The organism is Streptomyces smaragdinus (assembly GCF_009604385.1).
Lineage (GTDB): Bacteria > Actinomycetota > Actinomycetes > Streptomycetales > Streptomycetaceae > Streptomyces > Streptomyces smaragdinus.
The window spans coordinates 1-11,476 of sequence record NZ_WEGJ01000040.1 but is presented as its reverse complement, the minus strand read 5'-3'; the positions used below and the strand labels follow the sequence as shown (position 1 = coordinate 11,476).

Annotated in this window: 12 protein-coding genes; 2 read left to right on the top strand and 10 right to left on the bottom strand. The window is 70.7% G+C overall.

Translation table 11 applies throughout. The features are described 5' to 3' along the window. Window positions 1-188: 188 nt before the first annotated feature. Window positions 189-491 carry a hypothetical protein gene (locus tag SRB5_RS30160; RefSeq protein WP_153456638.1) on the bottom strand — a complete coding sequence of 101 codons (303 nt, stop codon included), beginning with the start codon at window positions 489-491 and terminating at the stop codon, window positions 189-191. A gap of 78 nt (window positions 492-569) precedes the next feature. Here SRB5_RS30160 and SRB5_RS30155 point away from each other — a divergent pair, with 78 nt between their 5' ends. Together SRB5_RS30155 and lgt are read left to right on the top strand one after the other, a co-directional pair. After that, window positions 570-1,340, top strand: coding sequence for a DsbA family protein (locus SRB5_RS30155; protein WP_323378726.1), 771 nt, complete (start codon window positions 570-572; stop codon window positions 1,338-1,340). A gap of 112 nt (window positions 1,341-1,452) precedes the next feature. Continuing rightward, the gene (lgt, locus tag SRB5_RS30150) at window positions 1,453-2,484 is read left to right on the top strand and encodes a prolipoprotein diacylglyceryl transferase (protein ID WP_153456637.1); all 1,032 of its coding nucleotides are present in this window, start codon (window positions 1,453-1,455) and stop codon (window positions 2,482-2,484) included. Window positions 2,485-2,561: 77 nt separating this feature from the next. On the opposite strand, the gene SRB5_RS30145 is transcribed toward lgt, so the two are convergent. From SRB5_RS30145 to SRB5_RS30105, 9 genes are all read right to left on the bottom strand, one after another. After that, entirely contained in the window at window positions 2,562-4,388 is a 1,827-nt protein-coding gene (locus tag SRB5_RS30145; RefSeq protein WP_153456636.1) for an ABC transporter substrate-binding protein, read from the bottom strand. Further along, the gene (locus SRB5_RS30140; RefSeq protein WP_153456635.1) at window positions 4,385-4,573 is read right to left on the bottom strand and encodes a hypothetical protein; all 189 of its coding nucleotides are present in this window, start codon (window positions 4,571-4,573) and stop codon (window positions 4,385-4,387) included. The genes SRB5_RS30145 and SRB5_RS30140 overlap by 4 nt, the downstream gene beginning before the upstream one ends. A gap of 17 nt (window positions 4,574-4,590) precedes the next feature. Beyond that, window positions 4,591-5,619 (bottom strand): ABC transporter ATP-binding protein, encoded by a 1,029-nt coding sequence (locus tag SRB5_RS30135; protein WP_323378725.1) that lies wholly within the window; start codon window positions 5,617-5,619, stop codon window positions 4,591-4,593. Continuing rightward, a complete protein-coding gene (locus tag SRB5_RS30130) occupies window positions 5,616-6,704 on the bottom strand; it encodes an ABC transporter ATP-binding protein (protein ID WP_153456634.1) in 1,089 nt (362 codons plus the stop codon). The genes SRB5_RS30135 and SRB5_RS30130 overlap by 4 nt, the downstream gene beginning before the upstream one ends. 4 nt (window positions 6,705-6,708) lie before the next feature. Then, the gene (locus tag SRB5_RS30125) at window positions 6,709-7,608 is read right to left on the bottom strand and encodes an ABC transporter permease (RefSeq protein WP_153456633.1); all 900 of its coding nucleotides are present in this window, start codon (window positions 7,606-7,608) and stop codon (window positions 6,709-6,711) included. Further along, window positions 7,605-8,687: an ABC transporter permease gene (locus SRB5_RS30120; protein WP_153456632.1), complete on the bottom strand. Its 1,083-nt coding sequence runs from the start codon at window positions 8,685-8,687 to the stop codon at window positions 7,605-7,607. Before SRB5_RS30120 ends, SRB5_RS30125 begins: the two co-directional genes overlap by 4 nt. Before the next feature lie 352 nt (window positions 8,688-9,039). Beyond that, entirely contained in the window at window positions 9,040-9,864 is an 825-nt protein-coding gene (locus tag SRB5_RS30115; RefSeq protein WP_323378724.1) for an HpcH/HpaI aldolase/citrate lyase family protein, read from the bottom strand. After that, window positions 9,861-11,069 carry a CaiB/BaiF CoA transferase family protein gene (locus SRB5_RS30110; RefSeq protein ID WP_153456631.1) on the bottom strand — a complete coding sequence of 403 codons (1,209 nt, stop codon included), beginning with the start codon at window positions 11,067-11,069 and terminating at the stop codon, window positions 9,861-9,863. The genes SRB5_RS30115 and SRB5_RS30110 overlap by 4 nt, the downstream gene beginning before the upstream one ends. Continuing rightward, the coding region (locus SRB5_RS30105) for a PfkB family carbohydrate kinase (RefSeq protein WP_194293072.1) at window positions 11,066-11,476 on the bottom strand (411 nt) is incomplete at its 5' end. The genes SRB5_RS30110 and SRB5_RS30105, both read right to left, overlap by 4 nt.

Here is an 11,476-nt window from a genome sequence, read left to right as displayed (position 1 = left end):
GTGCCGGGCCACGCTCCGCCACTGCTGCGGCCCGTCCCCTCGTTGCGTCGGCGGGTGCGGTTTGCTTCTTTCCGGCAGTGCTGCGGTCCGCCGTCTTGTTGCGTCGGCGGGTGCGGTTTGTTTCTTTTCCGGCAGTGCTGCGGCCCGGCGTCTTGTTGCGTCGGCGGGTGCGGTTCGTGTTTTTCCGGTCAGAAGATCCAGTGCGGGGGGATCTGCGCCGCCAGCCAGGACAGGAGTACGACGCCTCCCAGTGCTGCCGTGCCTATGGCCCAGGGGCGGAGGCCGCCCTGCCAGCGGAGGTAGCGGGGGCGGGGTTTGCGTGGTTTGCGGGGGCGGGGGGTCGATGCCTCCTCGTGGCGGAGGCGGTCCGTGACCATGCGGGCTCTGGCCGAGGGTTCCTTCGGGGCGTTTGATGTCCGCGCCCAGGAGTCGTCCTGGAATTTCGCCCATATGTCGTCGGGCAGCTTGTCGTCCTGCGGGCTCTCCGCCATCACGTCCCCCAAACGGTTCGTGCCGTCACGATAGCGCGGGGGCCGTGACGTGCCCGGGGCGTTCTCGTTGAGCCCCACGTGAGTGCGAAGAACAGCGAGGGCAAACGGGCCGCCCGGGAGCGGCTGGCGGTCGAGCGGGAGCGGCAGGCGGCTGCGCACCGGCGGAGGCGGACGCTGCTGGCGCTGCTGTCCGTCGTGGGTGTGCTGGCGGTCGCCGGGATCGCCGCCGCCGTGGTGACCAACAGCAAGGACGACGGGCGCGGCAGCCCCCAGGCTTATCCGCGGGGGGTCACGGGGAAGGACCGGCTGGCGATTCTCGACGGGAAGAGTGGTGCGCCTGCGACGCTCACCGTTTACGAGGACTTCCGGTGTCCGGCCTGTGCCGCGTTCGAGAAGGGCTTCAGCAAGACCATCCACGAGCTCGTGGACAGCGGGCAGCTGAAGACCGAGTACCGGCTGGTCACCCTGATCGACGGCAATCTGGGTGGTGAGGGGTCGCTGCGTTCGGCCAATGCCGCCGCCTGTGCCTCCGACCGGGGGCGGTTCCGGGCCTATCACGATGTGCTCTACGCCAACCAGCCGCCGGAGACCGATGACGCCTTCGCCGACAACGGCAAGCTGCTGGACCTCGCGAAGACGGCCGGCGGGCTCGACGGCGCCGCCTTCCGCAAGTGCGTCGACGACGGTACGTACGACTCCTGGGTCAAGCGGTCCGACAACGCCTTCCGTGACTCCGGTCACAGCGGGACGCCGACCGTGCTTCTGGATGGCAAGAACATTTACGGGCAGGGCTCGGACCTCACCCCCGACAGGCTGAAGTCGCTCGTCGCCGAGGCCGGGAAGGCCTGACACTTGCGGTCCCGCGACCCCGTCCGGAACCCGGGCGGGGCCGCAGGAGTTATCCAGACGTTGTGAGGCGGGTTGTCACAGGCCCTGCCCGGCACGATACGGTCGGAGCGCCATGGACATCGCTTATATCCCCAGCCCTGACAACGGCGTGTGGCACATCGGCGCCGTTCCGCTCCGCGGCTACGCCTTCTGCATCCTCGCCGGCATCTTCGTCGCCATCTGGCTCGGCGGACGGCGCTGGGAGGCGCGCGGCGGCAAGCGGACCACCGTTACCGACATCGCCATCTGGGCGGTCCCCTTCGGCCTCGTCGGAGGCCGGCTCTACCACGTCATCACGACGTACGAGCCGTACTTCGGCAAGGACGGCAACTGGGTCGACGCCTTCAAGATCTGGGAGGGCGGCCTCGGTATCTGGGGCGCCATCGCCCTCGGCGCGGTCGGAGCCTGGATCGGCTGCCGGCTGCGCGGCATCCCGCTGCCCGCGTACGCGGACGCCGTCGCGCCCGGTATCGCCCTCGCCCAGGCCCTCGGCCGGTGGGGCAACTGGTTCAACCAGGAGCTCTACGGCAGGGAGACCACGCTTCCCTGGGCGCTGAAGATCACCCGCGCCGACGGTGAGCGGGTGCCCGGTCTGTATCACCCGACGTTCCTGTACGAGTCGCTGTGGTGCGTCGGTGTGGCCCTCGTCGTCATTTGGGCGGACCGCCGCTTCAAGATGGGTCACGGGCGGGCCTTCGCGCTCTACGTCGCGCTGTACTGCGCCGGCCGCGGCTGGATCGAGTATCTGCGGATCGACGAGGCGCACGAGCCGTTCCTGGGCATCCGGCTGAACGTGTGGACGTCGATCGTCGTCTTCGTCCTCGCGGTCGTTTACATGATCCTTTCCGCCCGGATGCGTCCGGGGCGGGAGGCCGTCGTGGAGCCCGAGCGGGGAGCCGACGCCAAGGCCGCCGCCGAGACGGGCGGGAAGGACGACGGGGACGACGGGGACGACGAGTCCGTGGTGCTCACCAAGGGTGACGACGCCGATGAGGAGGCTGCCGGCTCCGAGGACGGCGACGACGCTCCCGAGGGCAAGGACGCCGCCGAGGGCGACGACTCGCCCGCCGAGAACGAGGGTGCGGACGCCGCGTCCAAGTCCTGATCCGCGGGGCCAGGGGCCCGACCCGGACACCGAGAGGGGGCCGGCGCATCGTGCGCCGGCCCCCTCTCGCGTACCTGTCAGGCGGGGGTGATCGTGCCGCCCAGGATGCCCATCACGACGGCGTTGTCGCCGTACGGGGCGTTCTTCATCATCGGGTCGCTGTCCGCCGGGAACTTCGCCACCCGGGTGCCCTCGAGCACCGGGTTGTTCCCGTACCGCTCGAACAGCGGGATGATCGGCAGCAGCTCGTTGAAGACCAGCGCCGCCTTCGTGACGTTCTTCTTCTGCTCGGCCTCGTCCAGACCGCGGCCCGCGTCGTTGACCACGGCCTCCAGGTCCAGCTTGCCCATGGTGTCCGAGTCCACCTTGAGCTCGAAGCCCATGCCCCGGCCGCCCGCGTTCCGCGCGATCGGGATGTTGTGGACGAAGAGGTCCGCCGAGAACGAGAAGTGCGGGTGGGGGTGCTGCGAGGCGCCCCAGGCGTGGATCGCCAGCTCGAAGTTCCCCTTGTCGACCTCGGGGTTGTACGACTCGAACTTCTGGCCCTTGGGGGTGACCTTGATGCCGAAGTCGCTCAGCTGCTCGGCCACGTTGTCCCCGGCGGCCGACCAGTCGGCGAAGTCCGACGGGTAGGAGATGACGAACTCGGCGGTCTTGCCGTCCGGCGTCTGCCAGCTGTCGCCCTTCTTCTTCCACCCGGCCTGGGTGAGCAGGTCCTCGGCCTTCGCCAGGTCGTTCTCGTACTTGTTGAGCTTGCCCTGGTCCTCCGCCGACAGCCAGTCCGGCACCTGGACGTCGGAGAAGCCGGCCATGAAGTCCACGGCCTTTCCGGAGTCCCCGAGGGCCACCGCGCCCGCGTCGCCGCGCTTGATGACGTGCGCCAGGGCCTGCCGGGCGCGCTTGTCGGAGAACGCCTTCACCTTGTCGTGGTTGATGAACAGGGCCGGGCCGCTGTACGTCGGCGGGCGCATGATGCGGTAGCCGACACTCTCGAAGGCCTTCTCCTGCGCGGGGGTGAAGCCGTGGGTGGCGTAGTCGACGTCCTTTGACTCCACCAGGGGCGCCACGTCCGGGGTCTCCCCGTTGAACAGGATGATCTTGTCGAACTTGACGTCGCCGGCGCGGTAGCCGTTCTCGTTCTTCACCAGCGTGAGCTTGGCGGCGGTGATCAGCTTCGGGTCCACCGTGAAGGGGCCGGACGCCACGATCCCCTTCGGGCGGAACGCGTTGAACTCCTTGTTCAGCGCGACGGCCTCCGGGCTGTCGGTCGCCTTGCCCGACTCGACCAGCGCCTTCGCCCGGTTCGCGAAGTCACCGTAGGTGCCGGTGTCGATGACGGCGCTCTTCAGGATGTAGCGGTCGATGATGGCCGCCGGGGACTTCAGCGTGACCACGAAGGTCTGCTTGTCGGGCGCCTCGATCTTGTCGATCGACGCCCAGGACGGCGAGTTCTGGATCCACTGGACGTACATCGTCGTCAGATAGTCCTGCGACGTGAGCTCCTTGCCGTCGGACCACTTCAGGCCCGCGCGCAGCTTCACCGTGAAGGTGGAGAAGTCCGCGGAGAACTCGGAGCTCTCGGCCAGGTAGTACACCCACTTCTTGGCCTCCCACTCCCACAGGGCGCCCGGCATGTGGATGAGGTCCGAGTACGGGCCGTCAAGCAGGTACATGGCAACCGGGGCCAGGCCGTTGGGGCCGCCGCCGCGGTTGAAGTGGCCGTCCGGCGGCTTGTTGAAGGGGTACGCGCCGTGGAACTCGCCGCTCGACTTCTTGTCGTCGTCCTTGGGGTCGGCCTTGCTGCAGGCGGCCAGCCCGGGGACGCCCGCGACGGCCACCGCGCCGAGCCCCAGGACCTGGAAGAGCCGCCGGCGTGAGATGTCGGATGGTGCTGTTCCTGTCATTTCCCCTCCTGAGGAGATCGTCCCCGCCGGTGGCTGAACCGGATCAGGGCCACGGCGGCCGCCATCGCGGCGACGCCACCGATGAGGGCAACCACGGTGATGGTGTGTTCCGGGGTGTGGGGCTTCGTCGTGACCAGCATCAGCAGCGACCCGACGACCAGGAAGGACGCCACGGTCAGCGTCATACGGGCGAGAAGCTCCACTAGGCGCCGCTCCCGGCCGGCTGCCCGACGGCGTCCGGATCGCCCGCCTTGCCGGCGACCACATGGCAGGCCACCTCCTGCCCGGCGCCGGGCACGGCCCGCAGCGCCGGCGCCGCCGTGTCGCAGGTACCGGGTACGAACAGCGGGCACCGGGGGTGGAAGGTGCAGCCGGAGGGCAGTGCCGTCAGGCTCGGGATGTCGACGCCGCGCAGTCCCGGGTCGCGGCGTCCCTCCGGTCCCGGGTCGACGTCGGGTACCGCGGAGAGCAGCGCCCGGGTGTACGGGTGCCGCGGGTCGTCGATCACGTCGGCCGTCGCCCCGTACTCCACGACCTCGCCGAGGTACATCACGGCGATCCGGCCGCCGGCGCCGAAGTAGCGGGCGATGGCCAGATCGTGGGTGATGAACACGAACCCCACGTCCAGCTCCTCGCGCAGCCGGGTCAGCATGCGCAGCACGCCCACCCGGATGGACACGTCCAGCATCGACGTGGCCTCGTCGGCGATGATCAGCCGGGGGTTCAGGGCCAGCGCCCGGGCGACGGCGACGCGCTGGCGCTGGCCGCCGGAGAGCTGGTGCGGGTACTTGGCCAGATAGTTCGCCGGCGGGGTCAGCTCGACCCGGCGCAGCAGGTCCGAGGCCTGCTCCCAGGCCTCGTCGCGATTCTTCGCCAGACCGTGCCGGCGCAGGGGCGCGGAGAGGGTGGCGAAGACGGTACGGATGGGGTTGAGGGAGGCGTACGGGTCCTGGTGGATGAACTGGACGGCCTTGCGGTACGCCCGGTGGCGTTCCCGGTCCATCCGGTTGATGTCCGCGCCCTCGAACTCCACCGTGCCGGCCGTGGGTTTCGCCAGCCCCGCCGCCATCCGGGCGGTGGTCGTCTTGCCGCAGCCGGACTCGCCGACCAGGCACAGGACGTCGCCCCGGGCCACGGACAGCGTGACGTCGCGGACGGCGGGCAGGTCGCCACGTTTGGAGGCGAAGGTCTGCGAGACGTGCTTCAGCGACAGCAAGGGCTCACCGGTCACTGGGCGACCTCCTTCGCGGGGGCGTCGTTCGGGGTGCCGTCCTGTGCGGCTGCGGGTGCGGTGTCCAGCCGTACCGACTCCCAGTGCAGGCACGCCGCCTCGTGCGACGGCTGCCCGGCCGGGCGGGCCTCGACCGTCCGCAGCGCCGGGTCCGTCGCCTCGCACGCGTCCGTCGCGTGGCCGCAGCGCGGGGCGAACGAGCAGCCCGGGGGCAGCTGCGCCAGGTTGGGTGGGGCGCCCGGGATGGACACCGGCTCCACCGCGCCCGCGCGGACCGGCGGGACGGCGCGGATCAGGCCCACCGTGTACGGGTGGCGGGGGGCGCGGAAGAGGTCGGGCGTCGTGCCGGACTCGATGATCCGGCCCGCGTACATCGTGGCGACCCGGTCGGCGAGTTCGGAGGCGAGCGCCAGATCGTGCGAGATGAAGATCATCGAGAAGCCGCGTTCCGCCCGCAGCTCCTGCAGCATGTCCACGATGGCCCGCTGGGTGAGCAGGTCCAGCGCGGTGGTCGGCTCGTCCAGCACCAGCACCCGCGGCTCCAGGATCAGCGCCAGCGCGATCAGCGCGCGCTGGCGCATCCCGCCGGAGAGCTCGTGCGGGTACGAGTCGAGCACCTGGCCGGGCTCCAGCCGCACCGCGCGCAGGCTCTCCGCCGACCGCTCGCGGACCTGCGCCTTGCCCAGCCGCTGGCGCGGCAGGTGGGCCCGCATGGTGTCGGCGAACTGGTCGCCCACCTTCAGCACCGGGTTGAAGGCGTTCATGGCGCCCTGGAACACCATGGCGACCTCGCTCCACCGCCAGCGCCGCAGCCGCGAGCCCTCCATCCGCAGCACGTCGGTGCCCTCGGGGTCCGACCCCCGGTACACCACCTCGCCGCCGGTGATGTGCCCGGTACGCGGCAGCAGCCGCAGCAGGCCCAGGCCCAGCGTCGACTTGCCGCTGCCGGACTCGCCGACCAGGGCGAGGGTCTGCTCCGGGTAGAGGTCGAAGTCCACGCCGCGCACCGCCTCGACCATGCGCCCGCCGCCGGTGCGGTACGCGACGCGCAGATCCCGTACGGACAGCAGTGCCGTCTCGGTCATCACGTCATCCCTTCGACAGCCGGGGGTTGAAGATCTCCTCCAGGGAGCGGGTGAGCATCACGAGCCCGAGCTGGAAGAGCGCGATCGCGCACACCGGGGCGAGGATGAAGGCGCGGCCCTCGGGCAGATAGATCGCCCCGTAGGTCCAGGCCTGGTGGATCATGATTCCCCAGTTCGCGCCCGCCAGCGGGGCGAGGCCCAGGACGTACAGGCCGACCAGGGCGTACATGGCGTTGGTGACCGCGATGATGAAGTTGATCAGGATGTAGCCGGCCATGTTCGGGACGATCTCGACGAAGATGATCCGCATGTTCCCGAGGTCCTGCAGCCGGGCCGCCTCGACGAACTCCCGTTCCTTCAGCGACAGCACCTGGGCCCGGATCGAGCGCATCAGCACCGGCCAGGTGATCAGCCCCAGCAGCAGGGCCAGGGTGGTCGGCGTGGTCAGCCCGAAGAACGCGCCCACGACGGCCAGCAGGACCACCGCGGGGACGGTCATCACGATGTCCGTGAGCTGCAGCAGCGCGGAGTCCAGCCGGCCACGGTAGTACGCGGCGAGCGAGCCGAGGACCACGGCCACGCCCAGGGTGATCACCGCGGCCAGGAAGCCCACGTAGATGATGGTCTGCCCGCCGAGGACGACCTGCTTGAGGACGTCCTTGCCGGAGTGGTCGGTGCCCAGCCAGTGTTCGCCACTGGGGCCCTGCCAGCGGTTCTGCGCGTCGACGGGGTTGTGGTCGTCGACGAACAGCGGGGCCAGATAGCTCATCCCGGTGATGAGCACCACGAGGACCAGCCCGGCCAGGCCCGACTTGCTGCGGACCATCGTGCGCCAGACGCCGTCCGTACGGGGCGCGGGGGCCGCGAGCGCCGGCTCGGCGACGCCGGGTGCGATCGCTGTCATCCCCCGGCTCCGTTCGCCGATTCGCGGATCCGCGGGTCGAGCGCGCTGTTGACGAGCTCGGCCAGCAGATTGGAGAAGACGACCACGAACGTCATCAGCAGCAGGATCCCCTGCACGGTGGCGTAGTCGCGGTCGTTGATCGCGGCGAACAACTCGGCGCTGATGCCGTCGTACTTGAGGATCAGCTCGACGAAGATCGCGGTACCGAAGACGAAGCTGCCCTGGGTGGCGATCTGCGCGATCATCGGCAGCACCGCGTTGCGCCCCACGTACTGGGTGCCGATACGCCGGTCCGACAGACCGCGGGCGCGGGCCACCGTGACGTAGTCCTCCTCCAGGGTGGTGATGGTGGACGCCTTCATCACCAGCGCCCAGGTGCCGAACGTCGTCAGCACGTAGACGGTGACCGGGAGGGACGCGTGGTAGAAGGCGTCGGACACGAACGTGAAGGAGAGTTCGGGCTCGACGCCGGCCGTGTACGTGCCACGGATGTCGGCCACGTCGAAGAGGCCGAGCTGTACGCCGCCGAACACCACCAGGATGATCGCGAACAGGTAGTTGGGGATGGCGTGCAGGACGGAGCCGATCACGGAGACGGTGTGGTCGAGGACGCCGCCGCGCCGGTAGGCCATCAGGACGCCCAGCAGCAGGCCGACGCCGATGGCGATCAGCAGCGCGTACCCGACGCTGAACAGGGTCCAGGGCAGACCCGAGGAGATCTTCTCCACGACCGTGGTGCCGGTCAGCGAATTGCCCAGGTCACCGTGGAGAAGGGCCCAGAGATAGTCGCCGTACTGCTGGATCAGCGGGGTCGACGGATCGAACGTGAACAGGCCCGCCGCCGTTGCCGCGGCCGACTCGTACGAGCCTCCCGCACGCATCTGGGTGGCGATGTACGTGTCGACCGGATTACCCGGCAGCAGGCGGAGCATGAAGAACATGACGGTCGTGACGACCCAGATCACGAACAGGCTGCGGAACACCCGTCGTACGACGTAGTTGCGCAGAATCCGACGGGCGATGCCGGTCGTGCGTTCACCGGTCCGGACTGACGCTACGTCTGGTGCGGTTGTGCTCATCCACCCTCCGCGTAGGAGAGGTCCCCCAAGGGGTTCCATGGCTTGAACAACTGGTGCGCGCGTTCGGTAGGTCGTGAACATACCGTCACTTCAACGGAGTTCTGCAAGCCCCTGGTCTAAACAAGTTCGGCATCGTTATCGACGTGAAAGCTGCATGCCGGGAGGGTTACGCGGAAGTTGCATGGGTCCGGCGGCGGGGGGAATCGGTGCAGAGCGGAGCCAGTGGGGCGCCGGTCGCGGATCGGGCTTTTCGCTTATCGATCTTGGCCGGAAAACATGATCGAATTCTCGTGGGTCGAGAAATTCGATCTTTCTGTTCCGGTAAATGATCAGGTCGCGCGGTATTGCGCGATCATTTACGGCGCGCCGCCAGCGCCAGCGTACGGCGCGCTCCGGCCACCACCGCCGCGTCCACGAACCGCCCGTCGGGCAGCGCCAGCGCCCCCGGATCGCCGGCCGCCGCCCGTACGATCTCCCCGGCCGCCCCGGCCTCCGCCTCCGACGGCAGGAACGCCGCCTCGATCACCGGGAGCTGCCGCGGATGGATCGCCGCCCGCCCCAGGAACCCCAGCCCCCGCCCCGCGGCGCAGGACCGGGCCAGCCCCGCCAGGTCCCGTACGTCCGGGTACACGGACTGCGCGGGCGCCGGCAGCCCCGCGGCCCGTGCCGCGACGATCACCCGGCCGCGCGCGTACGCCAGCCCCGCCTCGCCCGACGCCCCCAGCTCCGCCCGCAGATCGGCCTCCCCCAGGGCCACGCCGTGCACGCCCGCGCGGGCGATCGCGTATGCCTCCTCGACGCCCCGGGCGGACTCCAGCAGCGCGTACAGGGCCGCGCCCGGTGCCAGCCCGGCGGCCTCCCGGACGTCCTCGGGCCCCGTCACCTTCGGCAGCCGCACCCCCGACACCCCGGGCAGCCCGGCCAGCCGCGCCAGCTCCGCGCGGGCCCACGGTCCGTGCAGGGCGTTCACCCGGACGTGCACCGGGACCGGGGGGCGGGCGGCCAGGAGCTCCGCCGTCGCGTCCAGGGCGTAGGCCTTGCGGTCGGGGGCGACGGCGTCCTCCAGGTCGACGATCACCACGTCCGCGCCCGAGGCCAGCGCCTTGGCGACGACGTCCGGGCGGTCGCCGGGGGCGTAGAGCCAGGTCAGGATGACGTCATCGGGGTCCGCCGTCACAAGGCCCCGCCCGAGCGCAGCGCCGCGACCGCCTCGGGGGAGTAGCCCAGCGACGCCAGCACCGCGTCCGTGTCCGCGCCGTGCGGGCGGCCCGCCCAGCGGATGGCGCCGGGGGTCTCCGAGAGCCGGAACAGCACGTTCTGCATCCGTACCTCGCCCAGCTCCTCGTCCGGCACGGTGGTGAACGTGCCGAGCGCCGCGTACTGCTCGTCCGCCAGCACGTCCCGTACGTCGTAGACCGGCGCGATCGCCGCCTCCGCCTTCTCGAACGCGTCGATCACCTCCCGCCGGGTGTGCCGCGCGATCCACCCGCCGACCGCCTCGTCCAGCTCCGCCGCGTGCCCCGCCCGCCCGGTGCCCGTCGCGAACCAGGGCTCCGCCACCACATCCGGCCGTCCGACCAGGCGCATCACCCGCTCGGCGATCGACTGGGCGGACGTCGACACGGCGACCCAGCCGTCGTCGCGGGTGCGGTACGTGTTGCGCGGGGCGTTGTTCGCCGAGCGGTTGCCGGTGCGGGGCTGGACGTAGCCGAGCTGGTCGTACCAGATGGGCTGGGGGCCGAGCACGGTCAGGATCGGTTCGATGATCGCCATGTCGACGATCTGTCCGCGGCCCGTCCGCTCACGTGCTGCCAGCGCCGTCATCACGGCGTACGCGGTCGACAGCGCGGCGATCGAGTCCGCGAGGCCGAACGGGGGCAGCGTGGGCGGCCCGTCCGGCTCGCCGGTCGTGGCGGCGAAGCCGCTCATCGCCTCCGCGAGGGTGCCGAAGCCGGGGCGGTGGGCGTACGGGCCGAACTGGCCGAAGCCCGTGACGCGGGCCAGGACCAGGCGGGGGTTGGCGGCGGAGAGGTCGCCCCAGCCGAGGCTCCAGCGCTCGAGGGTGCCGGGGCGGAAGTTCTCGATGATCACGTCGGATTCGGCGGCCAGTCTGAGGAGGACCTCGCGGCCGCCGTCCGTCTTGAGGTCGAGGGTGATGGCGCGTTTGTTGCGGCCGAGGAGCTTCCACCAGAGGCCGACGCCGTCCTTCGCGGGGCCGTGGCCGCGGGAGGGGTCGGGTTTGCCGGGGTGCTCGACCTTGATCACCTCGGCGCCGAAGTCGCCGAGCATGGTGGCGGCGAGGGGGCCGGCGAAGAGGGTGGCCAGGTCGAGGACGCGGAGGCCCTGGAGGGGCGGGGCCGTTGTCATCGGGTCGGTCGTCATGGGGTGCTCCGGGAGAGTTCGTCGATCGCCTCGCGGGCCGGCATCGAGGCGGAGGCGCCCGGGCGTTGTACGGACAGGGCCGCCGCCGCGGACGCCCAGCGGAGGGCTTCGGGCATCGGGCGGCCCCCGGCGGTCGCCGCGGCCAGGGCGCCCACGAACGTGTCGCCGGCGGCCGTCGTGTCCACCGCGCGGACCTTCGGGGCCGGGACGGTCAGCGGGGCGCTGTCGCGGGTCGCGTAGAGGGAGCCCGCCGCGCCGAGGGTGACGACGATCTCGGGGACCTGGCGCAGGAGGGCTCTTGCCGCCCGGTACGGGTCCGTCTCGCCGGTGAGGGCGGTGGCCTCGTGTTCGTTGGGGACGAGGAGGTCGGTCACCTCGAGGAGGGCGGCGGGGAGGGGCTGGGCGGG

Coding starts and splice junctions, on each gene's coding strand:
- SRB5_RS30160 (WP_153456638.1), bottom strand. CDS start 491: ATGGCGGAGAGCCCGCAGGACGACAAGCTGCCCGACGACATATGGGCG.
- lgt (WP_153456637.1), top strand. CDS start 1,453: ATGGACATCGCTTATATCCCCAGCCCTGACAACGGCGTGTGGCACATC.
- SRB5_RS30145 (WP_153456636.1), bottom strand. CDS start 4,388: ATGACAGGAACAGCACCATCCGACATCTCACGCCGGCGGCTCTTCCAG.
- SRB5_RS30140 (WP_153456635.1), bottom strand. CDS start 4,573: ATGACGCTGACCGTGGCGTCCTTCCTGGTCGTCGGGTCGCTGCTGATG.
- SRB5_RS30130 (WP_153456634.1), bottom strand. CDS start 6,704: ATGACCGAGACGGCACTGCTGTCCGTACGGGATCTGCGCGTCGCGTAC.
- SRB5_RS30125 (WP_153456633.1), bottom strand. CDS start 7,608: ATGACAGCGATCGCACCCGGCGTCGCCGAGCCGGCGCTCGCGGCCCCC.
- SRB5_RS30120 (WP_153456632.1), bottom strand. CDS start 8,687: ATGAGCACAACCGCACCAGACGTAGCGTCAGTCCGGACCGGTGAACGC.
- SRB5_RS30110 (WP_153456631.1), bottom strand. CDS start 11,069: ATGACGACCGACCCGATGACAACGGCCCCGCCCCTCCAGGGCCTCCGC.